Raw genomic sequence first — 24748 nt, 5'->3', positions numbered from 1 at the left:
AGACGGAGCGGCACGATGACGCGGCCGGGTTGGCCGGGCTGGCTCAGGCCGGCGCCGGATTCGATCACCGCGCAGACGCTGCGCCTGGGGCGGTCGCCGTGGACCGATGTCGTGCACGTGGCGTGGTCTGTGTGGGTCTTCATCACCCCATCGATGTCGGGCGGCATCTATGGCTACACCTGGCGCTGGGCGCTGTTGACGCTGGTGTCGTACCCGCTGTTCCTCGGGCTGTACGCAATGACGCTGTTGGCGCCTTCGCACCGGGCGCGATGGTGCGCGCTGGCGATGGTCGCGCTATGCCTGGTGCTGTTGCCCTGGTATCCGTCCGGACTGAGTTATTTCGTGTTCGGCTGCGTGTTGCTGCAGCCGCGCAGGGGGCGCCCGATCACCGACTACCTCGGTACGCTGGCGCTGCTCAACGCCGTGCTGGTGGGCTACGCGTACTGGATCGGCTATCCGTGGCAGGCCTTCGTCTGGATGCCGGTGGTCACCGCGGTGGTCGGCGTGGTGGTGGCGATGGAACGCATCAACAGCGTGCGCGATGCCGCACTGAAGTTGTCGCACGAGGAAGTGCGGCGCCTGGCGGGGCTGGCCGAACGCGAGCGCATCGGCCGCGACCTGCACGACCTGCTGGGCCACACGCTGTCGATGGTGGCGTTGAAGGCGGACCTGGCCGGTCGTCTGCTGGAACGCGACGCACGGGCCGCGCGCCGCGAGATCGATGATGTCAGCCGCGTGTCGCGCGAGGCGCTGTCGCAGGTACGGCGTGCGGTCAGCGGCATCCGCGCGGCCGGCATCGCCGCGGAACTGGCCTCGGCGAAACTGCTGCTGGAGACCGATGGCGTCGCGTTCGACTATCGCCTGGACAGGTCGTTCGGCGACAGCGCGCTGCCGGTCGGCGTGGAAAGCGTGCTGGCGCTGACCGTGCGCGAGGCCGCCACCAACATCCAGCGGCACGCGCGCGCGCAGCATGCGCACATCGACTTCGGCGTGGAAGGTGGCGAGGCCGTGCTGCGGATCGCCGACGATGGCCGTGGCGGCGCCATGGTGCCCGGCAACGGCCTGTCCGGCATGCGCGAGCGCGTCGAGGCCATCGGTGGCCGGCTGCACGTGGACAGTAGCCACGGGCGCGGCACGAGACTCGAGGTCCGGGTGCCGATGGCAGCCAACGATGACGTCGCGGGCGTTCTGCCGGCGAATCCCGACGACATCGCACATCCTTCGTAGGCGTATCCAACCGGCGCTAGCGCTCAAGAAGCCCCTTCGCCTGCGTGCCGGAGACTAGCCGGCCGGGCGATCTGGTAACTTGCCGCGCATGTCCCTGCATGCCCGCACGTCGTGATCCGCATCCTCATCGCCGAAGACCAGGCGATGCTGCGCGGCGCGCTCGCGGCACTGCTGGGCATGGAGAGCGACATCGAGGTGCTGGGCGCCGCGCCCGATGGCGAAACCGCCTGGCGCGACCTGCAGCGGCTGCGGCCCGACGTGCTGGTGACCGACATCGAGATGCCGGGCCTGACCGGGCTGGAACTCGCGCAGCGCATCCAGCGCCACGAACTGCCGGTGAAGGTGGTCATCGTCACCACGTTCGCGCGCGGCGGCTACCTGCGCCGCGCGCTGGACGCCGGCGTGTCGGGCTACCTGCTCAAGGATGCGCCGGCCGAACAGCTGGCCGATGCCCTGCGCCAGGTGCATCGCGGTGGCCGCGCCATCGACCCGCAGCTGGCGCTGGAAGCCTGGGGCGAGGCCGACCCGCTGAGCGACCGCGAGCGCAAGGTGCTGCGGCTGGCGGGCGAGGGCATGGGCGCGCAGGAGATCGCCGCGCAGCTCAACCTTTCGCATGGCACCGTGCGCAACTACCTGTCCGAGGCCATCGGCAAGCTGGGCGTGGGCAACCGCATCGAGGCCTACCGCCTCGCGCGTGAGAAGGGCTGGCTGTAGGGCGGGCCCGGGCCCGCCATTCCCACCTCGCCCGGTTGCTTCCCATCTACCCCACGCGCCGCCGCAGGCGTAGGCTTGCGCCACCTGCGATGGGCCCGGGAGGATTCCAATGACGACCAACGTTCCTGTTTCATTCCGCGTGGTGTCGGTGCTGGCGCTGCTGTGGAACCTCACCGGCGTGACGATGTTCTTCCTGCAGACGCGGATGACGCCGGAACAGATCGCCGCGTTGCCGGACGAACAGCGCGTGGTGTACGAGGCCATGCCGTCGTGGCTGGCGATCTTCTACGGGCTGGCCGTGTTCGGCGGTGCGCTTGGATCGTTGGGCCTGCTGCTGCGCAGGCGCTGGGCGCTGCCGTTGCTGGTGATCTCGCTGGCGGCGGTGCTGGTGCAGATGATCGCGATCTACGTGGTCACCCCGGCGTGGCAGGCATCCGGCGCCTCGGGACTGCCGATGAGCCTGCTGATCGTCGGCATCGCGGCGTTCCTGTTCTGGTACGCGCGCCGTGCGTCGGCGCGTGGCTGGCTGCGCTGAACCGGCATGCAGTCCGTGAAGCCCCCGCCATGGTTCTGGGTGGTGGCCGTGCTGGCACTGCTGTGGAACCTGCTCGGCGCGTGGATGTTCTGGCAGAACCTGGCGATGACGCCCGAAGCGCTGGCCGCGCTGCCCGATGCGCAGCGGCAGGTCACGCTGGCGCGTCCGCACTGGACCTTCGTGCCCTTCGGCATCGGCACGCTGGGCGGCGTGCTCGGTGCGCTGGGCCTGCTGCTGCGCAGGCGCTGGGCGGTGCCGGTGCTGCTGCTGTCGCTGCTGGGGATCGCGGTGCTGTTCGCCGCGATGTACGCGGCGACGCCGGTGTGGGCGTTGACCGGCGTGCGCGGCGCGGTGTTCCCGATCGTGCTGGTGCTGATCGGGGGGCTGCTCTGGCTGTACGCACGCAAGTCCGCGGCGCGCGGCTGGCTGCGCTGATTGGCGCGATCAGCCCGGGTAGCGCGCCTTGAGCATCGCGTAGGCCGAGCGCAACGCCAGTGCTTCGCCGCCCGCGGGGCGGCCGGGGCGTGCGCTGTCGTTCCAGGCGTACACGTCCAGGTGCGCCCATGGCGTGGCCTCGGGCACGAAGCGTTCGAGGTACAGCGCGGCGGTGACCGCGCCGGCCATGCGCGAACCCGCGTTGGCGATGTCGGCGACGTTGCTGGTCAGGTAGCGCAGGTACGGGCGCCACAGCGGCATGCGCCAGACCGGGTCGCGTTCGCGTTCGCCGGCGCTGATCCACGCCTGCGCCAGTGCGTCGTCGTTGGCGAACAGCGCTGGCAGGTCGGGCCCCAGCGCGATGCGCGCGGCGCCGGTGAGGGTGGCGAAATCGAGGATGGTGTGCGGCGACAGTTCCGACGCCAGCGCCAGCGCATCGCACAGCACCACGCGGCCTTCGGCGTCGGTGTTGTCGATCTCCACGCTGGTGCCCTTGCGCGTGGCGATGACATCGCCGGGGCGGTAGGCGTCCGGGCCCAGCGCGTTCTCCACCGCGGGTACCAGCAGGGTGATGCGCAGCGGCAGCTTGCGTGCCATCACCAGTTCGGCCAGCGCGATCGCGTGCGCGGCGCCGCCCATGTCCTTCTTCATGTTGCGCATGCCATCGGCGGGCTTCACGTCCAGGCCGCCGGTGTCGAAGCACACGCCCTTGCCCACCAGCACCACGTGCGGATGCGTCGCATCGCCCCAGTGCAGCCTGATCAATCGTGGCGCGCGATGCGAGGCGCGGCCCACGGCATGGATCGCGGGGAAGTTCTTCGCCAGCAGCTCCTCGCCGACGATGCTCTCGAACGTGGCGCCATGCGCCTGCGCGATGCCGCGGGCGACGGCTTCCAGTTCCTCCGGCCCCATGTGCTCGGTCGGGGTGTTGACCAGGTCGCGCACGCGCACGCAGGCGGCCAGCAGGTCGGCGGCCTCGGCATCCAGCGCCTCCACGGCCAGGCGCGCGGGTGCGCGTGGCGCGGCCTTGTAGCGGGTGAAGCGGTAGGCCCCCAGGCCCCAGCCCAGTTGCAGCGCGCGCCACGTGTCGGCGTCGTGCGCGCTGGCAACGCGCCAGTCGCCGACCGGCAGCGCGGACGGCGCATGCGCATAGGCGTACGCGTCCAGCGGATCGCCGATGCCGACCACCGCGCCGCCGATGCCATCGTCGCCCGGCAGCAGCACGGCGCTGCCGGCGGATGCGGTGAAGGCCTGCGCTTCAAGCCATGCCTGCGTGCTCGTCGGCTGTTGCGCGCGCCAGGCCGGCAGGTCGGCCGTGGAGACGAAGTGGACGGGAAGGGCGTTGTCGCTGGCGGCGCAGAAGCCGCTGGGAAAGGAATTGGTCATGCCCCTAGTGTGCCGCAGTCGGCACGCGAGGCACACGCAGCGCTATTCGTCCTCGTCGCCGCCGGTGAGATGGAAGCGCGCCGCCAGCGCATCGCCGTCGATGGCCGTGGCGTGCATGAATACTGGCCGGCGACTGCGTTCGCGGAACCCGGCCGCGCGCCAGCCCGCCCGCGGCAGCATGCCGGCCAGTTCCACCCAGACCACGGTCGCATCCGCTTCCCGCGCCGCACGCAACAGCGCGGCCGCGCGGGGCTGCGACAGGCCGGCGATGGCATCGTCCGACCAGAAGTCCTGCACGGTGAGGATGCCGGCATCCTCTTCGCGCCGGCACGCGAACCAGGCCCGCAGCCGACCCGCGCGGTCGCGCAGCAGCAGATAGCGCGTCCGCACCAGCGGGTTCCGGTCGAAGCGCCAGCGCAGGTACGCGGTATCGCGCACCGTGAGCAGGCCGTCGCCGCGCGCGCTGCCTTGCCACAAGGCATCCATCTCGTCGATGGCACGATCGCTCCACGTGGCGTAGAGGCCGCGGGCGCTCCAGCGCAGGTGCGGCCCATCCACCAGCGACAGTGCGGCGCCTGCCACCGCGGCCAGCGCGCGCGGGAGGTGGCGCGCCAGGTAGCGGCCGTAGTGGACCACGCGGGCATGGCGCACCGCATCGCCGGCATGGCGGTAGCCTGCCCGCTGGTAGACCGGCGCGGCGCGTTCGTTGGGGAATGCGTACAGCACCTCGGCCTGCTCGAGCGCCAGCCGGATCGCCTGGCGCTGCAGCACCAGCGCCGGACCCAGCGAGCGATGGCCTGCGTCCACGGCGAAATCCACCATCAACCCGGCGCGGATCGGCGCGCCGCGCCATTGCATGCGGCGCTGGCCGGCGGCCACTGCGCCCACCGGTGGCCCCCCGTCGCGATGGTGCAGCAGGGCGAGCATCGGCATCCCGTCGGGGTTGCCGAGGTAGAACCAGTCGTACTTGGCCGGCATGCGCCTGCCGTCGCCCAGGCTGCCGTGCCAGACCGCCAGCGCGGTCTCCCGTTCGGCGACCACGTCGGCGGACGAGACGGTGTAGGCGGGCGCAGTCATTGCATGCTCCCGGCAGGCACGTCGCCACGGCCACGGCCGGGCGTCCACGATCGAGGCCTGGCGAGGTTGCAACCGGTGGGTCGGGGGCCAGCCCCGGCAGTGGTGGGCAAATCGATCGTCCTTGCGGGCGGGGGCGTGCCGAGCATCGTGTGCGTTGCGGTCCATGTTCAACGCGAAACGGGGGCGGATGCGGACGATGGTGGGTCTCACCAGCACGTGCGCTTGCGACGCCTCCTGCGGCCGGACGGTCGCGGCATGGCGCAAGGCGTTGGCCCGATCCGCCTGCGGTTTGCGTTGAAACAGGCAGGGGAAGCCGTATAAGCCGTGGCCTGATGGATGTCGTGACGCGCTGGGGGCCGCTGGACGGCCTGACCGCGCAGGAAGTTTCCGAGTGGAGTGGGCTTGGGCACGACGCACCGTGGTCGAGCCCGTTCGTAATGCCGGAGTTCGTGCTTCCGGCCGCGCAATGGCTGGCGCCGGAGGCCCGGCCCCATGTGCTCCGCGTGTTCGATGGCCGCGGGCCTGCTGCAAGGCTGCTGGGCGTCGCCTGCCTGGTCGAACTGCCCGCGGACCTGTTCTCGCCGCTGCCGCGACTGGGCAGCTTCCTGACCCTGCATTCGTTCCGCACCGGCGTGCTGGCGCGTGGGGGTGCCGACGACATCGTCGCCGATGCCCTGGTCCGGTTCGCGCGCGACAGCCACCACGGGCTCGCGTTCGACAAGCTGGCCTTGGACGATCCACTGTCGGCGAGCCTGTCGCACTCGGTGGCGCGCGCAGGTGGCAAGTGGCACCCGCGCGCCGGGTTCGAGCGGCCGGTGTGGCGTCTCGACGGCGACGCGATCGATGCGCGCCTGCCGTCGTCGCTGCGCAAGGACCTGGCGCGTCGCCTGCGCCGCCTGCGCGAGCAGGGTGAAGTCGAGTTCCGGCTGCTGCACGGCGATGCGGCCGATGCCGATGCGGTCGAAACCCACCTCCACCTGGAGCACCAGGGCTGGAAGCGCGAGGCCGGCACCTCGATGCTTGCCAGCGACGCCGAGGCGGCGTTCTTCCGCGACATGTGCGCGCGCTTCCGCGACAGCGGCGCCCTGGTCTTCGGCGAGCTCCTGCTCGACGGCGCAGCCATCGCCTCCAGCAGCAACATCCGGCTTGGCGGCACCCTGCACGCGTTCAAGAGTGGCTGGGCGCCCGACTACGCCCGCTACAGCCCGGGCCGCCTCAACGAATGGTTGCTGATGCAGGCGATTCCCGGCGCCTGGCCGCGGTTGCGATGCTTCGACAGCATGTCCACGGCGGATGGGCACATGGGCGAGCTGCTGCCCGACCGCGAGGAAATCGCCACCGGCGTGTACTCGCTGGGCACGACCGGCAACCTGGCGATGCGTGCCGCGCGCGCGTGGCGTCCGCTGGCGTACCGCTTGTCGCGCGACTGAGGTACGACGCTTCGGCTCGCGACCTTCAGGCTTCGCTGGCAATTCCCGCGGCCACCGAGGGCGCCTGCCGCGGCCACGCCGGGTCGCGACCCGATATCCGCCTGGTCGGCGCGGCCACGGCAGGCGCTCCCGGTTCTCCGCCGCGCCCGGCGGAAAGCACGACAATGACGACACCGCTGCCCTGCGTCGAGGAAGTTCGCGACGATCGGGCCTGCGCCACCGCACGACGCTGCCGTCCCGCGACCGGGTGAACGACGGGACTTCAGTGGGCTTCCAGCCAGTCGGCCAGTCCGGCCAGCGTGTCGAAGTGCAGGTCGGGGGCGAGGTCGTCGTGCGGCCACATCGCCTCCACGCGATTGATCCAGCAGCTGCGCAGGCCTGCCAGCGACGCGCCGCGCACGTCGGCGTCGACGTGGTCGCCCACGTGCAGCACCTCGCCGGGCGCGCATCGCAGCCCGGCGCATGCGGCCAGGAAGATGCTGGCCTCGGGTTTCGCCGCGCCGTGCTCGCGCGAATGCAGCTGCAGCGCGAACAGGTGGCGGATGCCGATGGCGTCGAGGTCGGCGTTGCCGTTGCTGACCGCGGCAACAGGCACGCGGCGCGCGATGCGTTCCAGCGCCTCGCGCGCGTCGGGATAGAACTCCACGCGGTTGCGTTCGGCATAGAACGCGTCGTAGGCGGCGTCCAGCAGGGCGAGGTCGCCGCCGCTGTCGCGCAGCGCCGCTTCCAGTGTCATCCGCCGCAGTGCGCTGAGGTCGTGGGCCAGTTGCGGGTTCTGCTGCCACACGCGCTCGCGCAGCGCGCGCATCGCCTCGGGCGGGAACGCAGCCGCGGTGGCGGGACTGTGCATGCGCATCCACGCATCCAGCACCCGCTCGATGCGTTCGCCGATCGGCGCGAACGGCCACAGCGTGTCGTCGAGGTCGAGGGTGATGGCGCGCACGGTGAAGCTCACGGCGCGCATTGTAGGGCGTGTCCCGGGCGCGGTCGCGGAAAGGGTCCTGGCCACCGCGTACAAACCGTCATCCCCGCTTGACCAGGCATTCCTCTGTTGAAACCCGCGGGGATGACGGATTCGTTCCAATGGTTCCCGGCTGGCCGCGGCATAGGCCCGTCACCGCGCCCTGATCGGGCGGTACCTGCCGTCGGCGCCGTGCGCTTTGGCGGAAGGGTCGATGTTGGCGCACAGGCCATCGCCGCACAGCACCACGTCGGCGCGGTTGAAGGCTTCCAGGTACCGGGCCTCCACGCGTTGCCGTTCGATCTGCCCGAGCTGCGCCCGTGCGTACGACCAAGTGCCGGCCACTGCCAGCACCGAGCCGATCAACAGCGCAACCAGGCTCTTCCAGACCAGCGACGTTTGCACGGCGGACGCGCGCTCCGTACCTTTGGCCAGGGTCGCCAGCACGTCCCTCGTGTGCGCGAGGCTGCCGTCCATCTGCTGCCTGAAACGCCCGACGGCATCGCCCAGGCCGTCGTGAAGTGCCTGCCGGCCCTGTGCCTCGATCGTGTCCACGAGCGCGCGCGCCAGTGATTGCGAGCCTTCGCTGAGCGCCGTACCGGCATGGCGCAGTTGCGCCAGGCTGGCCTGGTGCTGTTCCTGCTGGTACTGCAACAGCACTGCCGTCTGTGCCATGAGCTTTTCCTGTCCCGCCAACACGTCCCGAAGCTGTCGCTGCCAGTCGCTTCCTTGCATCTTCCGTGCTCCCGTCCTGAGGTTGCGTGCCGTCGTTGCCGGCCGATGAAGTCACATCGTCCGCGCGAATCCCTGCGATGCCTGCTGCCGTTGCGCCAGTTCCGCTTCGGCGGCCTGCCGCTGCTGCTCCTGTTGCCAGGAGGCGTAGCCCTCGCGCCCTTGCGCCATCCACGCCTGCATGCCGTCCGTCCTGGCGTAGTCGGCCACCAGCACGGATGGCGCGGTGGGGTCCTTTCGCTGGATCGCGTCGATGAAGCGGTCGAGGAACTGTCCGGCCTCCGAGGCGGGGCGGGCCGATGCGCCCGCGCCGTCGAGTCCCGGTGCAGTCGTTTTCGCATCGTGGTCGCGCAAGCCCTCGCGCACCGCCCGTTCTTCGCCGGCGATCCTGTGGTTGAGGCTCGGCACCACGGTTTCGGTCATCAAATGGCGTTCAAACGCCTCCGTGCCCGCCGTCCGGGCCTGCGCCGCCAATGTTGTCGTGCGGAGGCTGTTGAGGGCGCCGGAGAACGTATTCGGTGCGTGCTGCACGGCAAATGCGACCGAGCCGGCGGCCGTGCTGCCGAGCGCAGCGCCAGCCACCGGGGCGCGTGCGCCCGCGCCGGTCGCGGCTCGGCCCGACCCGTCCAGCACGTCGTCCGCCAACTGTCCGCCGCGTGTGACCAGGCCGCGCGTCAGTTCGCCGGCGCCTGCGATCCGCTGCGCGACCGTACCCGCCACCGCATCGGCCCGAGCGCGGATCGCGTCCGCAGCCTCGCGCCCAGCGCGACGTGCCGCCTCCGCTTCCTCCCGGTTGGCCTGTTCCGCCCGCTGGCCTGCCAGCTCGATCTTGCCGGCCATCGCTTCCAGCCTGTCCCCGGGCGTCCAGGCATCCACCTTGCGCAGCAGGCCGGCGCCCAACTCCGCGGCGAGTCCCTGTACCTGGCCCTGTAGCCGGTCGACCTGCGCACCAATCACGCCGATGGTCTCGCGGCCACGCGCCAGGGTGTCTCCGGATTGCCGGATCGCAGCGTCCGCCACTGCGCCCGCGCCCTGTGTCGCCTGCGCCGACAGGTCGCCGGCGCGCCGGGTGGTGCCGGCGACGATGCTGCCGGACACGCCTAGCGCCTGTTCGGCGATCCTGCCGGTGGCCGCCACCGCTTCGCCGCCTTCCCGCCCAAACCGCGCGCCCGCCGCCGCTGCGTGCACGGCGTTCATCACCGGGCGGGCCAGCGGGGACAACTCCCGCAGCGATTGTGCATGCAGGCGTTGCACCAGTTCGCCGTCGCGCTCGGTCATCGGCGCCAGCGGGGGTTGTTGCCGTCCTGCGGCCAGCGGCAGCTCCCGCACCAGTTGCGCGGCATTCCGGGTGGCAAGGTGTTCGACGAATGCGTTGGCCGAATCGTGTGCGTGTCGAGGGAGCGTCCTATGCAGTGCGTTCTCCAGCAGCATCCGGCCCTGCGGCACTTCGTGCAGCAGGGTGGCGGTCTCCTTCAGCACCGCGCCCAACTGCGCCTGGCGGATGGCGCCCAGGTTGCGAAGGTTGTCCTGCACGCCGTCGTTGAGCAGTTCGCCGCGCACCTGGTAGGCGGTGACGGTGCGGTCGGTGTCGTACAGCGCCAGGCCGTGGCGCCGGGCGTAGTCGGGGGCGGTCACCGGATGCAGGCCGGCGGCGTTGAAGGTCGTGGCGCGCATGCCGGTGACCGCCGATGCCGCCGAGGCCATGCCGCCGGCAAGGCTGTGGCCGGCAAGGTCGAATTGTCGTGGACTCTCGCGGAGTGCCACTGCCAATTCCATCGCACGGTCGTAGTAGTCGGTGCGCAGGCCGACCGATTGCGGAAAATTGTTGGCAATGAAATCCTCGGCCGTGGTGTCGCGCAGCGTGCCGTCGGGCCCACGCACCTGGCCGGAAGAACCCTTGAACACGAGGGTGGGCTTGTGGCCAGGGCCCAGTACGGCAGGGTCGGGCAGGTAGATCTCGGCGCGGAAGCCGGACTCTTTGGGTTTGAGCAACGCCATCAATCGCTCGTCGCTCGCGGGCAGCCCCGGGAAGGCTGCACGCAACGCTGGCAGGTCGTCGCTCCCCCGTCGCCAACCGACCGGCGGACGACCTTCGCCCTTGGCTGCGTCGTAGACATCGTCGGCCAGCAATGCCTTCTCGAAGTCGTGGTACTGCTGCTGCAGCGCCTCGGCACGTTGCACCAGCGCCGGGTCACCGCTGTCGCGCAGCGACTGCAGTAATGCTTGTTGCGAGCGATGGCGCTCGGTCATCGTGCGTCTCCTTGCACGTCAGTCGCAGGTTCGGGCAGCGGAATGTCGACTGCCTCGGTCGGAAAGCCGAAGGTCTCACGCATCTCCCGATACTGGATTGGCATTGGCGGGCGTGGGTGGCCGTGCGCCAGCAGCCATTGCTGACACTTGCGCTGCCAACTGGGGTCGTCGGGGTTGCCCGGGTGCCAGTAGATGGCCTTGATTGAGCGCGAGTCGGCCATGCGCATAGGCTTCCCGAAGTGATATTCCAGCGTCGGGTCGGCACCGTGTTGCAGCAGCCAGTACGCCATCTCGAACCCGCCGCGCGCGGCATAAGTGCCCAGAATCGTACCCATCCCCCCAGCATCGATATTCACATCCGCGCCACCCTCCACAAGCACCTGCACGTTTTGCCACTGGTTCTGCTTGATGAAGGCGTGATACAGCAGCGCCTCGTTGTTGGCGCTGCGGGTATCGGGATCGCCGCCGTGGGCCAGCAGCAGTTGCAGGTACACCGGGTCGTGCTGCTCGGCGGCCCAGACCATGGCGTTGGAATGGTTGGTTTGCGTGCGTCCTTCCTCGTGCGGATAGGGCCGTGCCACGTTGGGATCGGCGCCGTTCTCCAGCATCGCGCGCAGCCCTTCCGGACTCCTGGCGTAGATCGGCCAGGCCAGCAGCGGAAAACCATCTTCATCCGCGAAGATCACGTCCGGGTTGACGCCCTCGTCGCGCATCCAGCGGCGTACCTCGTCGGCATCGCCGCGCTCGGCGGCCATCGCCAGCGCCTGTGCCTTGGGGTCGGGGAACGAGGAGGCGAGGGTGACCGAGTAACGCGATTGCCGCGCCGGCTCCGGCGTGGCCGCCCAACAGCCGCCGAGGTGGGCGGCCAACAACAACACCAGCAATGCCCGCATCCATGGCATGGTCGTGCTCCTTATCGGGTGCCTAACTGCGCCCGTGCATGCACCATAGCAAATGTCGCGCAATCGCCGCTGTCGCGCAGCAATTGCAACAACACCTGTTGCGAGCGATGGCGCTCGGTCATCGTGCGTCTCCTTGCACGTCAGCCGCAGGTTCGGGCAGAGGAATGTCGGCTTCGTCGGTCGGGAAGCCGAAGGTCTGGCGCATCCGGCGATAGTGTTCCGGCATTGGCGGGCGCTGATGGCCGTGCGACAGCAGCCATTGCTGGCATTTGTGTTGCCAACTCGGATCGTCGGGGTTGCCCGGGTGCCAGTAAATGGCTTCGATGGCATGGGAGTCGGTGCGGCGAACAGGTTCTCCCATGATGTAGTCAAGCATCGGGTCTGCACCGCGTTGCAGCAACCAGTGCGCCATCTCGAACCCGCCGCGACCCGCATACGTACTCAGAATCGTACCCATCCCCCCAGCATCGATATTCACATCCGCGCCGCCCTCCACCAGCACCTGCACGTTCTGCCACTGGTTCTGCTTGATGAAGGCGTGATACAGCAATGCCTCGTTGTTGGCGCTGCGGGTATCGGGATCGCCGCCGTGGGCCAACAGCAGTTGCAGGTACACCGGATCGTGCTGCTCGGCGGCCCAGACCATGGCGTTGGAATGGTTGGTTTGCGTGCGTCCTTCCTCGTGCGGATAGGGCCGTGCCACGTTGGGATCGGCGCCGTTCTCCAGCATCGCGCGCAGCCCTTCCGGACTCCTGGCGTAGATCGGCCAGGCCAGCAGCGGAAAGCCATCTTCATCCGCGAAGATCACGTCCGGGTTGACGCCCTCGTCGCGCATCCAGCGGCGTACCTCGTCGGCATCGCCGCGCTCGGCGGCCACCGCCAGCGCCTGTGCCTTGGGGTCGGGGAACGAGGAGGCGAGGGTGACCGAGTAACGCGATTGCCGCGCCGGCTCCGGCGTAGCCGCCCAACAGCCGCCGAGGTGGGCGGCCAACAACAACACCAGCAATGCCCGCATCCATGGCATGGTCGTGCTCCTTATCGGGTGCCTAACTGCGCCCGTGCATGCACCATAGCAAATGTCGCGCAATCCATTGCGGTCGCACGAAACGGCACTCAGCTCGTGGTCGAGGTTCGCATCGTGGTCCTTTCGCGTAATGCGCGCATCGCCTCGGGCGGGAACGCAGCCGCGGTGGCGGGACTGTGCATGCGCATCCACGCATCCAGCACCCGCTCGATGCGTTCGCCGATCGGCGCGAACGGCCACAGCGTGTCGTCGAGGTCGAGGGTGATCGCGCGCACGGGGAACCGCATCGCGCCATTGTAGGGCGGGCCCCGGCCCGCCATCGGCAGCCGCCGCCCCGGATCACTCCAGCAGCCGCGCCCAGCCTTCCATGCCTTCCACGCGTGCCAGCACCAGCTTCACGCAGACCAGCAGCGGCACCGCGAGCAGCAGGCCGATGATCCCCCACAGCCAGCCGAACAGCATCAGCGCCAGGATCAGCACCAGCGGCGACAGCGCCATGCGCTTGCCGAGGATGATCGGCGTCAGCAGCTGGCCCTCGATGGTCTGCAGCACGATGTAGGCCGCGGCGGGCAGCAGCGCCTGCAGCGGATCGTCGAAGGTGACGAAGCCCACCAGCAGGATCACGATCCAGCCCATCAGCGGGCCCACGTACGGCGCGTAATTGAGCAGGGCCACCATCGTGCCCCACAGCAGGGCCTCGTTCGGCGCGAACCCCAGCCATGCCAGCACGCCCGCGAACGCCAGGCCCAGGCCGACGTTGATCAGGGTGATCGTCAGCACGTAGCGCGACACCTCGCGCTCGATGCGCTGCAGGATGTCGACGGTGAATTTCTGCTGCTGGCGCCCGGGCAGCAGGGCGATGGCGCTGCGCTGCAGCTTCTCGCCGTAGACCATGAAGAAGAACGTCAGCAGCACCACCGCCAGTGCCGCCGCCACCAGGCGCGGCGTGCGCGCCAGCATGCGGTAGGGATCGTCCTGCGCGGTGCGCACCACCTGCGGCTGGCGGCCGGTCTCGCCGCCGGCGGCGCGCGCCAGGCTCTCGGCGGCCTTGTTGGCTTCCTGCACAGGGCGCGTGATCTGTTGCAGCTTCGGCGCCAGCTGGCGCATCTGTCGCGGCGCTTCGCTGGCCCAGTCCATCGCCGGTGGCAGCATCTGCTGGCCGAGCAGGATGGCGGCCGCCAGTCCGCCGCTCAGCACCGCCAGCGCACCGATGAAACGCGGGATGTAGGCCTTGCGCAGCAGCCGGATCAGCGGATTGCCCACCAGCGCGAAGAACATCGCCAGCAGCACCGGCAGCAGCACGCCTTGCGCAGCCCAGAGGGTGAAGCCGACGGCCAGCACGGCAAGGACCAGTACCGCCATCGAGGCGCGCGGCCGCGGCTGCGTGGCGTCGGGCGTGGCCGGCATCGATGCCGGCGCTGGCACGGGAATGGGGGGAACGTCGCTGCCCATGGCGGCCCTGGTCCGGAAAGTCCGCGATTATGTCGCCGCGCCGTGCCACGGCCGGGTGATGGTCGCCGCTCGGGTCAGCGCTCGGGTTCGGACAGTTCGGTCGCGGCTTCTGCCGGGCGCGGCTCGCGCTCGAACGGCGCATCCGGCCGCCGCCGTGCATCGGACACCGCGCGCGGCGCTGGCGGCTCCGTCGCGGTGGCGGGCGATGCCGTTGCGCCCGCAGCAACGCCGGTTTCCTCGGCCACCGCCTCGGCGGTATCCGCCGCATGCCCGGCTTCTTCCGCGGCGGTTTCCGCGGTTTCCGCCGCGTAGGCGGCCTTCAGCGAAGCCATCAGCCCGGACAGGCTGCTGGCCAGCTGGATCCACTTGGTCGCGGACACCGCGCGGATCGAGCGCATCGGGCGCGCCCGCGCCACCAGGAAACCGCCCAGCAAACCGGCGACCAGGATGCGGCCGGGCGTGATCGCCTGGCGCACGTTGCTGTCGAGTCGCGCGCGGTGGCAGCGCACCTGCTCGATGCGGCCATGGAACAGCACCTCGGCGCGCTCGACGCGGCTTCTCAAGCCTTCGAAGTTCATGCCGCTCCCTTGCCGGTGGTGCCGGTCGCGACGGGTGCGGCACCGTCGTCCTCGTCGTCTTCGCCGGCCTCGTTGAACAGCCCCAGCTGCGACAGCGCGCGACGCGTGGCGTGCATGCCGGCCATGTCGAAGAACACCGACACGCGCCACGCCGCAAGCCCAGCCACCGCGAGGCTGATGAAAGCCGCCGACGAGATCGATGCCAGCCACGAGAAGCCGAACGCCTGCATCAACGCGATCATCGCGCCCATCAGCAGCAGCCAGGCCGACGCGCCGAACACCACGGCCACGGCGGTCCACGCCAGGCCACGGCCCAGCGCGCTGCGCGCCAGCGCAAAATCCGCCGATGCCAGCCGCCGCAACGCGCGGCCGGTGTCGAGCGCCGAGTCCAGCGTGGCCCGGCCTTCCGCGCCGATCGCGCGCACGCTCTCGTCGAAGCTGGCAGGCTTGCGCGTGCCGGCGTCGTCGTGCGCCTGCGCGCCGGTGCTGGTGGGTGGTGTCTCCCCGGTCACGTCCCGCAGCGTCGCTTACTTCGAGCTGCGGGCGAGCTTGGCGATGACGAAGCCGACGGCAAACGCCACGCCGAACGAGGCGATGGGGCGCTCGCGGATCAGGTCGGCGGCGCTGTCGATCAGGTCGCGGCCCTTGTCCATCAGCGCGTCCACCTGCTCCTTGGCGGCGGCACCACCGTCTTCCAGCGCGGCAATGCCGGCCAGCGCGGAGTCGGCCAGGTCGGCCTTGACGTTGGCTCGGCCCACCTTGAGTTCGTCGGCGGCGACACCGGCGGCGTTCTTCAGCGCGACGCCCGCGTCGCTGGCGGCCTGCTTCAGGTGGGTGCCGGCTTCGCTCAGGTCGGCCTTGAGGTTTTCGGTGGAGGTGGGGCTCATCGTCGATCTCCTGTCTTGGGATGCGTGGTGTGTCGCGTGGAGGCAGAAACCGCGCTGCGGTCACTCCATGATGAGGTTGCCGATGCGTCCGCGACGTGAAACCTGCAGGACGAGCTGTCGCGGCTCTTCCACCACTGTATCGCGGAAGCCTGCCAGGTCGCGGAATTCGCCGCTGTTGGCGGCGACGATCAGGTCGCCCTCGCGCAGTCCGCTGCGGTACGCGCGGCTGTCGGCGGCCACGCGCTCGACCAGCACGCCGCGCGCACGCGGGTTCTGCCGGCGCAGCGCCTCGGGCAGGTCGGCGAAGGTGGCGCCGGTGAGGCGCGCGTCGTAGCTGGCGCCGTCGCGCGGCAGCGCGCGCAGGCGCGTGGTGACGCGGGTGTTCTCGCCGTTGCGCAGCACGTCCAGCGTCACCGCGCTGTCCAGCGGCTGCAGGCCCTGGAAGTTGCGCAGCGCGTCGCTGCTGTCGATGCGCTGGCCGTTGGCCGCGGTGACCACGTCGCCGGTGCGCAGGCCCGACTGGGCGCCGCCGCCGTACACGCGCGTCACCACCGCTCCGCGCGTGGTCGCCGGCAGGCCCAGGCCTTCGGCGATGCGCGCGTCCACCGTCTGCGTGTCCACGCCCAGGGTGCCGCGGCGCACTTCGCCGGTATCCAGCAACTGCTGCATCACGTTGCGCGCCAGGTCGATGGGGATGGCGAAGCCCAGGCCGATGTTGCCGGCCATGCTGCCGCGGGTGTTGAAGCTGGCGGTGTTGATGCCCACCAGTTCGCCGCGCAGGTTGACCAGCGCGCCGCCGGAGTTGCCCGGGTTGATCGAGGCGTCGGTCTGGATGAAGTTCTGGAAGCCCACGCCCGGCACGTTGCTGCGGCCCACCGCGGACACGATGCCGGAAGTCACCGTCTGGCTGAAGCCGAACGGGTTGCCCACCGCCACCACGAAATCGCCCGGCTGCAGCGCGCTGGCATCGGCCAGCGGGATCGCGCTCAGGCGTTCGGACGGGATCTTCATCAGCGCCACGTCGGTGTCCGGGTCGGAGCCGATGAACTCCGCGGTCAGCGTACGGCCGTCGGACAGCGTGATGGATACGTCGTCGGCGCCCTCGATCACGTGGTGGTTGGTGAGGATGTAGCCCTGCGCCGCGTCCACGATCACGCCCGAGCCCAGCGACTCGGCGATGCGCTCCTCGGGGATGCCGAACATGCGCCGGAAGAACGGGTCGTTGCCGAACGGCGTGTTCACCCGCACCCGTTGCTTGGTGTGCACGCTGACCACCGACGGCGTGACCCGCTGCAGCATCGGTGCCAGCGACGGCAGCGGCTGGCCGTCCACCGCGGTCGGCAGCGCGGCCAGGGTGCGCACCGTGGCGGGCGCGGCAGGCTCGGCCTGCGCCGGCTGTTGCAGCACGTCGCGCATGGCGGTGGCGGCGAACCCGCCGAAGGCGGCGGCAAGGACGAGGGCGAGGAGGGTCGGGGCAGCGCGCATGGGTCGGCTCGGCGGGTGCTTGTCTGGTGGTAGGGGGGACACGACAGTGTCGCGAGGCTGGCTGAATCTGGCGTCTGTTGCCGATGACGCAAGGGCGCGAAAGCGTCGCCACCGGCCCGTCCACAATGCCTGCGCGACGGTGGGCCGAACCTGAATGGACGGCTGCGGCGGCGCATTGGCGGATGTGCACCGCAGCATTGCGGCAGGTGGCCGCAAACCGCGGTTTCGCTGTTGACTTCCGCTGGAACGGGGCGTAGCGTGGCCCTCCGTCCCGCCACTACATCTTGGGGTTGGCGAGGTAGGCCAAGCCCAAGTGGTTGGGGATTGGCGGAAATTCGCAGCGGTCGGGCGGATTCCAGCCATTTTCCCGCCGAAGGGCGCGCGACCGATGGGGAACGGCACGCGAATGGGAGCGGCAACCGGCAGCACACGGCACCACAACATATCGAGAGGCAGCGTCCACGGCGACGCTGTTGGCGTCATCCCGTCGGCGTTCCGGACCATCCGGGCGCGGTGGGGCTCACAAGAACAACAGGCCGGGGCAAGCACCCCGTCCGGCAACAGGGAGTAACACAGCGACATGAGTACGGTTCGGCTGGAGGCAGTGAAGCAGCGCAGCGAACAGGAGATCCCGATGCAGCCCGCATCGCAGGACATCTGGGACAAGAAGTACCGCCTGAAGACCAAGTCGGGCGACGCGGTGGACGCCGACATCGACGGCACCTACCAGCGCGTGGCCAAGGCCCTGGCCGAGGCAGAGCCCACGCCCGACAAGCAGAAGTACTGGAACGAGCGGTTCCTGTGGGCGCTGCGCCGCGGCGCCATCCCCGCCGGCCGCATCACCTCCAACGCCGGCGCGCTGGCGCACAAGCCCGCCACCAGCACCATCAACTGCACCGTGTCGGGCACCATCACCGACTCGATGGACGGCATCCTCGACAAGGTCCACGAAGCGGGCCTGACGCTGAAGGCCGGCTGCGGCATCGGTTACGAGTTCAGCACGCTGCGCCCGCGCGGTGCGTTCGTCGCAGGCGCCGGCGCGTATACCTCGGGCCCGATGTCCTTCATGGATATCTACGACAAGATGTGCTTCACCGTCAGCTCCGCCGGTGGCCGCCGCGGCGCGCAGATGGGCACGTTCGACGTCAGCCACCCCGACGTGAAGGACTTCATCCGCGCCAAGCGCGAGGACGGCCGCCTGCGCCAGTTCAACCTGTCGCTGCTGATCACCGACGGCTTCATGCAGGCCGTGGACGAAGACGCCGACTGGCCGCTGGTGTTCCCGGTCAGCGACAAGGAGACCGGCGACATCGACCTGTCCTCTGCCTCCCAGGTGGTCTGGCGCGACTGGCCGCAGCACAAGGGCTACATCGTCCGCGACGACGGCCTGGTCGCCTGCAAGATCTACGGCCACATCAAGGCGCGGCACCTGTGGGACATGATCATGGTGTCCACCTACGACTACGCCGAGCCCGGCTTCATCCTGATCGACAAGGTCAACGAGATGAACAACAACTGGTGGTGCGAGAACATCCGCGCCACCAACCCCTGCGGCGAACAGCCGCTGCCGCCCTACGGCGCCTGCCTGCTGGGCTCGGTCAACCTGACCAAGTTCGTGCGCAACCCCTTCACCGACCAGGCCACGTTCGACTGGGAGGAATACAAGGAAGTGGTGCGCGTGTTCACCCGCATGCTCGACAACGTGGTGGAAGTGAACGGCCTGCCGTTGCAGCAGCAGCGCGACGAAATCATGCGCAAGCGCCGCCACGGCATGGGCTTCCTGGGCCTGGGCAGCACCGTGACCATGCTGCAGATGAAGTACGGCTCGAAGGACTCGTGCGAGTTCACCGAGCGCATCGCCCGCGAGATGGCCGTCGCCGGCTGGGAAACCGGCCTGGCGCTGGCGCAGGAGAAGGGCCCGGCGCCGATCATGGAAGAGCGCTTCACCGTGACCGCCGAGATGCTGCGCAAGCGCCCGGAAATGGCGGCCGACGGCTGGAAGCTGGGCCAGGAGATCCCCGGCAAGGTGCTGCACGCGCGCTACAGCCGCTACATGCAGCAGGTGGCCAGCGTGGCACCCGAGCTGGTGGACAACCTGGCCGAGACCGGCGCGCGCTTCACCCACCACAGCTCCATCGCGCCCACCGGCACCATCTCGTTGTCGCTGGCCAACAACGCCTCCAACGGCATCGAACCGTCGTTCGCCCACCACTACAGCCGCAACGTGATCCGCGAAGGCAAGAAGTCCAAGGAAAAGGTGGACGTGTGGTCGTACGAACTGCTGGCCTACCGCGAGCTGGTCAACCCCAAGGCCATGCCCTTCGCCGAGGATGACGACGCCCGCCTGCCCGACTACTTCATCGCCGCCGACGACATCACGCCCAAGGAACACGTGGACGTGCAGGCCGCCGCGCAGAAGTGGGTGGACAGCTCGATCTCCAAGACCGCGAACGTCCCCACGGACTACCCGTACGAGGACTTCAAGGACATCTACACCTACGCCTACAAGCAGGGCCTGAAGGGCTGCACCACCTTCCGCTTCAACCCCGCCGCCTTCCAGGGCGTGCTGGTGAAGGAAGCCGACCTTGAAAACACCACCTACCGCTTCGAGCTGGAAGACGGCAACGTGATCGAGGTCAAGGGCAACGAACAGATCGAATACGACGGCGAAATGCACACCGCCGCCAACCTGTTCGACGCGCTCAAGGAAGGCTACTACGGCAAGTTCTGACCCCCCGCACATCTCCCTCCTCCGCAAAGCGGGGGAGGGCCGGGGAGGGGGCGCTCTTGACTTCTTCCGCCTGCCGAATACTCGCAACACACCCACTTCGCGCTACATTCCGCACCACGGGCGTCGTGCCCGTAACCAAGACTCTGACGAGGACACCACCATGAGTAACGGCAACGGGGTGACGGAAACCCTGAGCAATGCCGCAGAGGCCGTCGCGGACACCGCGAAATCGGTCGGCAAGAAGGTTGCGAAGAAGGCCAGCGGCGCAGTGAAGAGCGCCAAGAAGACCGCCAGCAAGGCGACCAAGGCCGTCAGCAAGACCGTGGCCAACGCCAAGAAGAAGCTGGCATCGGCCAGCGCTTCGGCCAAGAAGGAAGCGGCCAGCCTGAAGAAGAAGGGCAAGAAGAAGCCCGCCAAGAAGGCCGCTGCCAAGAAGACCGCGAAGAAGGCCACCGCGAAGAAGACCCCGCGCAAGGTCGCCGGCAAGAAGGCCGCCGCCAAGAAGGCCACCCGCAAGGTTGCCGGCAAGAAGGCCGCGGTGAAGAAGTCGGCCACGAAGGTCGCGAAGAAGGCGACCGCCAAGAAGGCCGCCACCAAGAAGACCGTGAAGAAAGCCGCCAAGAAGGCCGCCCCCAAGAAGGCGACCCGCAAGGCAGCCAAGAAGAAGTAAGCCCGCTTTGCTCCACCTCCTCTCCCGCACGCGGGAGGGACGCTCCACTCCCTCCCCCGCTTGCGGGGGAGGGCCGGGGTGGGGGCCCGCAGATCGCTCCACTCCCTCCCGCTCGCGGGAGAGCCGCTCCTCCCCTCGCACGCACGCCGGGGAGGGGCAGGGGTGAGGGCAAGCAGGTCGCACCACCCCCACAGCACACCGCAACCGCAACCCAGCACCAACAGGAACAGCGTCATGGCCGTCAAGATCGACAAGAAAATCAAGGGTTATTCCGTCGTCACCCCCGAAGACCGCGAAAAGGAAAAGGCCATCGCCGCCGCCTCCGTCTCGCGCCAGGAGGCGGAAGCGGAGTTCCCCACGGCCGACGTGATCCAGATGCACGAGCGCATCGAGCGCCCCGAAGTGCTGATCGGCAGCACCTACAAGATCAAGTCGCCGCTGGTGGAGCACGCCTTCTACGTGACCATCAACGACATCGTGCTCAACGCCGGCACCGAGCACGAACTGCGCCGCCCGTTCGAGATCTTCATCAACTCCAAGTCGATGGAGCATTTCCAGTGGATCGTCGCGCTCACCCGCATCATGAGCGCCGTGTTCCGCAAGGGCGGCGACGTGACCTTCATCGTCGACGAGATGAAGGCCGTGTTCGACCCCAAGGGCGGCTACTTCAAGGCCGGCGGCGTGTACATGCCGTCGCTGGTCGCCGAACTGGGCAGCATCGTCGAAGACCACCTCAAGTCCATCGGCCTGCTGCACGACCCCGAGATGAGCGTGCACCAGCGCGCCCTGATCGCCGAAAAGCGCAAGCAGTACGAAGAGCGCTCAAAAAAAAACTCTGACGTAGCCGCTCCTGGCGCTTCTCCTTCCCCCGCCCAAGCGGGGGAAGGCCGGGATGGGGGCGCTCTTGCCTCCATGACCTCCGCCGACCACGAAGAAGACATCGCCGTCACCGGCGACGGCGCGAGTTTCCCGCCGTCGGCCACCATGTGCCACAAGTGCAGCACCAAGGCGCTGGTGCTGATGGATGGGTGTGCGACTTGTTTGAATTGTGGGTATTCGAAGTGTGGGTGAGGGTGCTGAAGCTGTTGTCATGCGTCTAAGCAATACGCAGATAGACAAAATAGGCGAGAAGCTCCGCACAGATGCTGTGGATGCGGACTGCCTCAAAAAACTGGAAACATTTCGTGCCTTGTATGCTGACGCGTATAAGTATGTAGAGCGCGTTCTTGTCGACCAGACAGGCCACAAGATTACGGGCCGACCCTCAAAATCCACGGTCGCAATCATTGAGAAGTTAAAGCGCGAAACGATTCGACTTAACCAAATTCAAGATATTGCTGGGTGCCGTGTTTTGGTGGATGGTCTGGCGGAGCAAGACAGTCTCGTTGAGGCCTTGCTGATATTGTTCCCTGACGTCGACGTAGATGACAAACGAAAGTTGCCCACGAATGGGTACAGAGCGGTCCACGTGATCGTTAGGAAGGATGGGCGTCCTGTCGAGATTCAAATCCGGACAAGACTTCAGCATGCGTGGGCAGAGATTTCTGAGAAGGTCTCAGATGAGCACGGACACGAGATCAAGTATGGGAAAGGCGATGAAGGTGCAATCGACTTCTTGACGAAGCTGTCTGTATCGACTGATAGGCTTGAGCAAATTCGCCACCGGCACAGAGTTTTGCTCGGCAGAAAGCGGGTGCAAGGTAAAAGCCAGGGTCTTGTTCGGGAGATCAAGGCGAACAACAATGAAGAGCGTGAATGCGTGCGGGAGATTCGGCATATTTTTTCTGGCAAAGCATAAGGCGAGACGATGATTTTTCTAATCCATTACGATCGTGCAAAGAGCACGCTTGTCAGCATGGATAGTTTCGGCGATGACGATCGGGCGCGCGCATCCGCAGCCAAGCTTGATCTGGAAATCTCGTTGCTTGGGAAGAACGGGTCATCCGAAGTTGTCTTATTAGAAGCGCCAAGCGAAGAGCATCTACGGACAACTCATCGTCGATACTTCGAAACCTTTGCATCGTTGAAAGCCAACAAGACCGCACAAAAGCAAGCGGCTGACTGAAAGGGGTGAGCGAAACTAGCCTGATGTAGTCCGTTGCAATCTTTTTCTTCTCTGAGACGGGTAGGGGTGTTGGTGATGCCGTTCTGGCTCGAGTATTAAACGGGAAAGGTGTCAGGGACAATTGCCAGGAAAAAGGGGTCAGGTTCATTTAATTGATCTGCGTTGCGTCAGAGCCGGGGCGGAGTCAACGTTTTCTGGCGACCGTAAGAGATGGTCGTGATGAATGGGTGCGCGTTTGATGAGCAGTGAGCCGGTTATGGTGGGATATGTGCTGGTGCCCGCGACAGTCGCGGCCATGACAGCGGTTGCGGCGGGGGCATGGATCGTTGCACGAGCGATGCGGACGCGCGCGAGTCACTGGCTGTTTGCGTTTGTGGTGGCGTCCATTGCATGGATTCCCGCGTCACTGGCGATGCATGTGTATCTGCCGGGCATTCTTGGCCGTCTATACATGGATGAAGTGCTTTCGCCGCGTGCGCTGATCTGGGTCGAAGCCGCGGGCTTTGCGTTTGTCGTCACGGGCGCTGCGCTTTGCTTTCTCCTGGTGGCGCTGCAGGTCCGCGCCTCGCGAGAAGCATCGCTTGGCAAGCCGGATCAGGCTTAAGGAGAATGGGGTCAGGTTCATTTTTCTGCTTGAATGAGGTCAGGTTTATCTGTTCCAGAGCGTAAGGAAGCCTCGGGGACATTTTCTCGCGCTGCCGAACCATTGGAGACGCATTGATGTCATCCAACTGGAAATCAAGGGACTGGGTGCTGACGGCCGCAGTTGCGTACCTTTTCACTTCAATTGCGCTGGCTTGCGCCCATGTTGAAGTGCCAGCGATCTCGAGAGAGTGGTTGGTGAGGACGCATAGATTGACCGTTATGGAGACCATTCGCCCGGAGTTTGCGTACCTTCCAAGCTATTTGACGATCATGCTTATGCTGCAGGTGCCAGTGATTCTTGTTACATGCGCAGACATGTACAGGAAGATCGACCGCATAGTTCTACGGACCAGCAGAAGATCCTATGTCGTTTACTGCTTGACATCAGCTGCTGTGGCGGCAATCACTCTCTATACCACCTTGTTTGGCGGAGAAGTCGAGGGAGCAATCTCCCAGCGCTCTAGGTGGTTCACTCACTTCTGGTACCTCAACGATCTAACGGCCGGGCTTGTCTTTTTCATGATGCTCTGGCTCTCCGCCGTGATGGTGTCGTTATCCTGGCTGTGCGGGATACTGGCCTATCGTGCGAAGTACTGATCTCTTGGGAGCAAAGAAAGCGTAAAAAGGTCAGGTTCATTTTCTTGCGGAGTTGACCTGACCCAATTCCCCTTGGGAACTGCCGATGTGGAAAAGGTGTCGGTGGAAAAGGTGTCGGGGACATTAAGAGCGACAGGGGCGAAGGAATTAAGTAGTGGCGGGTTTAGTTCTCATTCGCCCCCTTAAAGTCGTCCCCTTATAATCGGAATTTATGAGGAGCCTGCGTGCGTAGATTCTGGTCCGTTCTGCTGGCTTCGATGCTTGCGGGATGCTCGGCAGACTCTGTGGTCGAGAGAAGGCTTAAACCGCTTTACGACCAAGCAAATGAAGCTGGTGACCGCTGCGAGGCCGTGCAGATCATCAATGCTCGTTATGACTACAATCAGCCTAGAAACTGGCAACCTGGGCCAATTGAGCGCTACCGATTCTCTAAGTGGATGATGAGGTTGGACAGGCACAAAGCCCTGTGCGAGGTTGCTCCCGTTGAGAGCGGGCAATCTTTGCGAGCGGACGACAGCCAGTCGCAATCTGCCCACGACAGTGCGCCTATCCATTCCAGTGAGGACGGCGAGAGGGGCGGAAAAGGGGTCAGGTTCATTTTCTTGCGGAGTTGACCTGACCCAATTCCCGTTGGGAACTACCAAAACAGCGGTCAGAGTCGACTTTCTGACGAGTGAGGCGGGCCTTTCGTGTGTCTGAAACAGCTAAGGCGTTCCGTCCGCTTCGCGGCCGGGTAACTTTCTCTTGCTGGCCCAAGAGAAAGTCACCAACGAGAAGGGCCTTTCCCCGACAGAGCTCACCGGCCACGCGTGTCTCGACCGGATTTTTCGACAGGACATCCCTGTCCTGTCGAAAAACGTCCGGCATCCATGCCGGCCGCCCTCCGGGTCTGCGAGCATCGATGAGATTGCGGGTGAAGAACTCGCGCAAGGCGGGCCTGAGCCCGCCCTTTGCGTTTCCGGAAG

At 67.2% G+C, this 24748-nt stretch carries 24 protein-coding genes and 1 pseudogene; 12 read left to right on the top strand and 13 right to left on the bottom strand.

Annotation, left to right across the window (positions count from 1 at the left end; all coding sequences use genetic code 11):
- The first annotated feature begins 15 nt into the window (after positions 1 to 15).
- From E2F46_RS08985 to E2F46_RS08970, 4 genes are all read left to right on the top strand, one after another.
- On the top strand, positions 16 to 1227 hold the full coding sequence (locus E2F46_RS08985; protein WP_133321734.1) for a sensor histidine kinase: 1212 nt from the start codon (positions 16 to 18) through the stop codon (positions 1225 to 1227).
- A gap of 111 nt (positions 1228 to 1338) precedes the next feature.
- Entirely contained in the window at positions 1339 to 1941 is a 603-nt protein-coding gene (locus E2F46_RS08980; protein WP_133321733.1) for a response regulator transcription factor, read from the top strand.
- Positions 1942 to 2050: 109 nt separating this feature from the next.
- Positions 2051 to 2476: a hypothetical protein gene (locus E2F46_RS08975; protein ID WP_133321732.1), complete on the top strand. Its 426-nt coding sequence runs from the start codon at positions 2051 to 2053 to the stop codon at positions 2474 to 2476.
- Between the two features lie 15 nt (positions 2477 to 2491).
- Positions 2492 to 2911, top strand: coding sequence for a hypothetical protein (locus E2F46_RS08970; protein WP_133321731.1), 420 nt, complete (start codon positions 2492 to 2494; stop codon positions 2909 to 2911).
- Between the two features lie 9 nt (positions 2912 to 2920).
- Here the strand turns inward: E2F46_RS08970 and E2F46_RS08965 are convergent, their stop codons facing one another.
- Both E2F46_RS08965 and E2F46_RS08960 read right to left on the bottom strand, forming a co-directional pair.
- Complete coding sequence (locus E2F46_RS08965; RefSeq protein ID WP_133321730.1) at positions 2921 to 4297, bottom strand: leucyl aminopeptidase family protein; 1377 nt, start codon at positions 4295 to 4297, stop codon at positions 2921 to 2923.
- Positions 4298 to 4339: 42 nt separating this feature from the next.
- Entirely contained in the window at positions 4340 to 5374 is a 1035-nt protein-coding gene (locus tag E2F46_RS08960) for a GNAT family N-acetyltransferase (RefSeq protein WP_165967412.1), read from the bottom strand.
- A 332-nt stretch (positions 5375 to 5706) separates the two neighbouring features.
- Between E2F46_RS08960 and E2F46_RS17455 the strand changes: the two genes are divergently transcribed.
- Positions 5707 to 6804: a GNAT family N-acetyltransferase gene (locus E2F46_RS17455; RefSeq protein WP_165967411.1), complete on the top strand. Its 1098-nt coding sequence runs from the start codon at positions 5707 to 5709 to the stop codon at positions 6802 to 6804.
- Positions 6805 to 7066: 262 nt separating this feature from the next.
- On the opposite strand, the gene E2F46_RS08950 is transcribed toward E2F46_RS17455, so the two are convergent.
- From E2F46_RS08950 to E2F46_RS08900, 11 genes and pseudogenes are all read right to left on the bottom strand, one after another.
- Positions 7067 to 7759 carry an HAD family hydrolase gene (locus tag E2F46_RS08950; RefSeq protein ID WP_133321727.1) on the bottom strand — a complete coding sequence of 231 codons (693 nt, stop codon included), beginning with the start codon at positions 7757 to 7759 and terminating at the stop codon, positions 7067 to 7069.
- 159 nt (positions 7760 to 7918) lie between these two features.
- Complete coding sequence (locus tag E2F46_RS08945) at positions 7919 to 8440, bottom strand: hypothetical protein (protein WP_133321726.1); 522 nt, start codon at positions 8438 to 8440, stop codon at positions 7919 to 7921.
- Between the two features lie 111 nt (positions 8441 to 8551).
- The gene (locus E2F46_RS08940; protein WP_133321725.1) at positions 8552 to 10747 is read right to left on the bottom strand and encodes a Tle-like phospholipase domain-containing protein; all 2196 of its coding nucleotides are present in this window, start codon (positions 10745 to 10747) and stop codon (positions 8552 to 8554) included.
- Complete coding sequence (locus E2F46_RS08935; protein WP_133321724.1) at positions 10744 to 11649, bottom strand: ankyrin repeat domain-containing protein; 906 nt, start codon at positions 11647 to 11649, stop codon at positions 10744 to 10746. The genes E2F46_RS08940 and E2F46_RS08935 overlap by 4 nt, the downstream gene beginning before the upstream one ends.
- Before the next feature lie 118 nt (positions 11650 to 11767).
- Positions 11768 to 12649 carry an ankyrin repeat domain-containing protein gene (locus E2F46_RS08930; RefSeq protein WP_341777556.1) on the bottom strand — a complete coding sequence of 294 codons (882 nt, stop codon included), beginning with the start codon at positions 12647 to 12649 and terminating at the stop codon, positions 11768 to 11770.
- A 143-nt stretch (positions 12650 to 12792) separates the two neighbouring features.
- Positions 12793 to 12960, bottom strand: a pseudogene (locus E2F46_RS08925) (HAD family hydrolase); the annotation flags it as partial.
- 52 nt (positions 12961 to 13012) lie between these two features.
- Complete coding sequence (locus tag E2F46_RS08920) at positions 13013 to 14125, bottom strand: AI-2E family transporter (protein ID WP_425599817.1); 1113 nt, start codon at positions 14123 to 14125, stop codon at positions 13013 to 13015.
- A gap of 74 nt (positions 14126 to 14199) precedes the next feature.
- Complete coding sequence (locus E2F46_RS08915) at positions 14200 to 14703, bottom strand: protein sip-5 (protein ID WP_133321723.1); 504 nt, start codon at positions 14701 to 14703, stop codon at positions 14200 to 14202.
- The gene (locus E2F46_RS08910; RefSeq protein ID WP_425599816.1) at positions 14700 to 15215 is read right to left on the bottom strand and encodes a phage holin family protein; all 516 of its coding nucleotides are present in this window, start codon (positions 15213 to 15215) and stop codon (positions 14700 to 14702) included. Before E2F46_RS08910 ends, E2F46_RS08915 begins: the two co-directional genes overlap by 4 nt.
- A gap of 15 nt (positions 15216 to 15230) precedes the next feature.
- A complete protein-coding gene (locus E2F46_RS08905; protein ID WP_133321722.1) occupies positions 15231 to 15590 on the bottom strand; it encodes a hypothetical protein in 360 nt (119 codons plus the stop codon).
- Positions 15591 to 15650: 60 nt separating this feature from the next.
- Positions 15651 to 17075, bottom strand: coding sequence for a trypsin-like peptidase domain-containing protein (locus E2F46_RS08900; protein ID WP_133321721.1), 1425 nt, complete (start codon positions 17073 to 17075; stop codon positions 15651 to 15653).
- Positions 17076 to 17655: 580 nt separating this feature from the next.
- Between E2F46_RS08900 and E2F46_RS08895 the strand changes: the two genes are divergently transcribed.
- From E2F46_RS08895 to E2F46_RS08865, 7 genes are all read left to right on the top strand, one after another.
- On the top strand, positions 17656 to 19806 hold the full coding sequence (locus tag E2F46_RS08895; RefSeq protein WP_133321720.1) for an adenosylcobalamin-dependent ribonucleoside-diphosphate reductase: 2151 nt from the start codon (positions 17656 to 17658) through the stop codon (positions 19804 to 19806).
- A 160-nt stretch (positions 19807 to 19966) separates the two neighbouring features.
- A complete protein-coding gene (locus E2F46_RS17830; protein WP_133321719.1) occupies positions 19967 to 20476 on the top strand; it encodes a hypothetical protein in 510 nt (169 codons plus the stop codon).
- Between the two features lie 234 nt (positions 20477 to 20710).
- A complete protein-coding gene (locus E2F46_RS08885) occupies positions 20711 to 21547 on the top strand; it encodes a TSCPD domain-containing protein (RefSeq protein ID WP_133321718.1) in 837 nt (278 codons plus the stop codon).
- 19 nt (positions 21548 to 21566) lie between these two features.
- Positions 21567 to 22274, top strand: coding sequence for a nucleotidyltransferase family protein (locus tag E2F46_RS08880; RefSeq protein WP_165967410.1), 708 nt, complete (start codon positions 21567 to 21569; stop codon positions 22272 to 22274).
- A 57-nt stretch (positions 22275 to 22331) separates the two neighbouring features.
- Positions 22332 to 22541 carry a hypothetical protein gene (locus tag E2F46_RS08875; protein ID WP_133321716.1) on the top strand — a complete coding sequence of 70 codons (210 nt, stop codon included), beginning with the start codon at positions 22332 to 22334 and terminating at the stop codon, positions 22539 to 22541.
- A gap of 238 nt (positions 22542 to 22779) precedes the next feature.
- Positions 22780 to 23145, top strand: coding sequence for a hypothetical protein (locus E2F46_RS08870; protein ID WP_133321715.1), 366 nt, complete (start codon positions 22780 to 22782; stop codon positions 23143 to 23145).
- Positions 23146 to 23261: 116 nt separating this feature from the next.
- Positions 23262 to 23783, top strand: a complete 522-nt coding sequence (locus tag E2F46_RS08865) for a hypothetical protein (RefSeq protein ID WP_133321714.1) — start codon at positions 23262 to 23264, stop codon at positions 23781 to 23783.
- Positions 23784 to 24748: the final 965 nt, after the last annotated feature.

This window comes from Luteimonas aestuarii (assembly GCF_004357985.1).
GTDB classification, from domain to species: domain Bacteria; phylum Pseudomonadota; class Gammaproteobacteria; order Xanthomonadales; family Xanthomonadaceae; genus Luteimonas; species Luteimonas aestuarii.
The sequence above is the reverse complement of the archived record's forward strand: the minus strand, read 5'-3'. Positions and strand labels throughout refer to the sequence as shown.

Bases quoted from the DNA above. Each gene is read 5' to 3' on its own strand.
- E2F46_RS08985 (WP_133321734.1), top strand. From the start codon at position 16: ATGACGCGGCCGGGTTGGCCGGGCTGGCTCAGGCCGGCGCCGGATTCG.
- E2F46_RS08975 (WP_133321732.1), top strand. From the start codon at position 2,051: ATGACGACCAACGTTCCTGTTTCATTCCGCGTGGTGTCGGTGCTGGCG.
- E2F46_RS08965 (WP_133321730.1), bottom strand. From the start codon at position 4,297: ATGACCAATTCCTTTCCCAGCGGCTTCTGCGCCGCCAGCGACAACGCC.
- E2F46_RS08960 (WP_165967412.1), bottom strand. From the start codon at position 5,374: ATGACTGCGCCCGCCTACACCGTCTCGTCCGCCGACGTGGTCGCCGAA.
- E2F46_RS17455 (WP_165967411.1), top strand. From the start codon at position 5,707: ATGGATGTCGTGACGCGCTGGGGGCCGCTGGACGGCCTGACCGCGCAG.
- E2F46_RS08945 (WP_133321726.1), bottom strand. From the start codon at position 8,440: ATGGCACAGACGGCAGTGCTGTTGCAGTACCAGCAGGAACAGCACCAG.
- E2F46_RS08940 (WP_133321725.1), bottom strand. From the start codon at position 10,747: ATGACCGAGCGCCATCGCTCGCAACAAGCATTACTGCAGTCGCTGCGC.
- E2F46_RS08935 (WP_133321724.1), bottom strand. From the start codon at position 11,649: ATGCCATGGATGCGGGCATTGCTGGTGTTGTTGTTGGCCGCCCACCTC.
- E2F46_RS08920 (WP_425599817.1), bottom strand. From the start codon at position 14,125: ATGGGCAGCGACGTTCCCCCCATTCCCGTGCCAGCGCCGGCATCGATG.
- E2F46_RS08915 (WP_133321723.1), bottom strand. From the start codon at position 14,703: ATGAACTTCGAAGGCTTGAGAAGCCGCGTCGAGCGCGCCGAGGTGCTG.
- E2F46_RS08905 (WP_133321722.1), bottom strand. From the start codon at position 15,590: ATGAGCCCCACCTCCACCGAAAACCTCAAGGCCGACCTGAGCGAAGCC.
- E2F46_RS08900 (WP_133321721.1), bottom strand. From the start codon at position 17,075: ATGCGCGCTGCCCCGACCCTCCTCGCCCTCGTCCTTGCCGCCGCCTTC.
- E2F46_RS08895 (WP_133321720.1), top strand. From the start codon at position 17,656: ATGAGTACGGTTCGGCTGGAGGCAGTGAAGCAGCGCAGCGAACAGGAG.
- E2F46_RS17830 (WP_133321719.1), top strand. From the start codon at position 19,967: ATGAGTAACGGCAACGGGGTGACGGAAACCCTGAGCAATGCCGCAGAG.
- E2F46_RS08885 (WP_133321718.1), top strand. From the start codon at position 20,711: ATGGCCGTCAAGATCGACAAGAAAATCAAGGGTTATTCCGTCGTCACC.
- E2F46_RS08880 (WP_165967410.1), top strand. From the start codon at position 21,567: ATGCGTCTAAGCAATACGCAGATAGACAAAATAGGCGAGAAGCTCCGC.
- E2F46_RS08875 (WP_133321716.1), top strand. From the start codon at position 22,332: ATGGATAGTTTCGGCGATGACGATCGGGCGCGCGCATCCGCAGCCAAG.
- E2F46_RS08870 (WP_133321715.1), top strand. From the start codon at position 22,780: ATGAGCAGTGAGCCGGTTATGGTGGGATATGTGCTGGTGCCCGCGACA.
- E2F46_RS08865 (WP_133321714.1), top strand. From the start codon at position 23,262: ATGTCATCCAACTGGAAATCAAGGGACTGGGTGCTGACGGCCGCAGTT.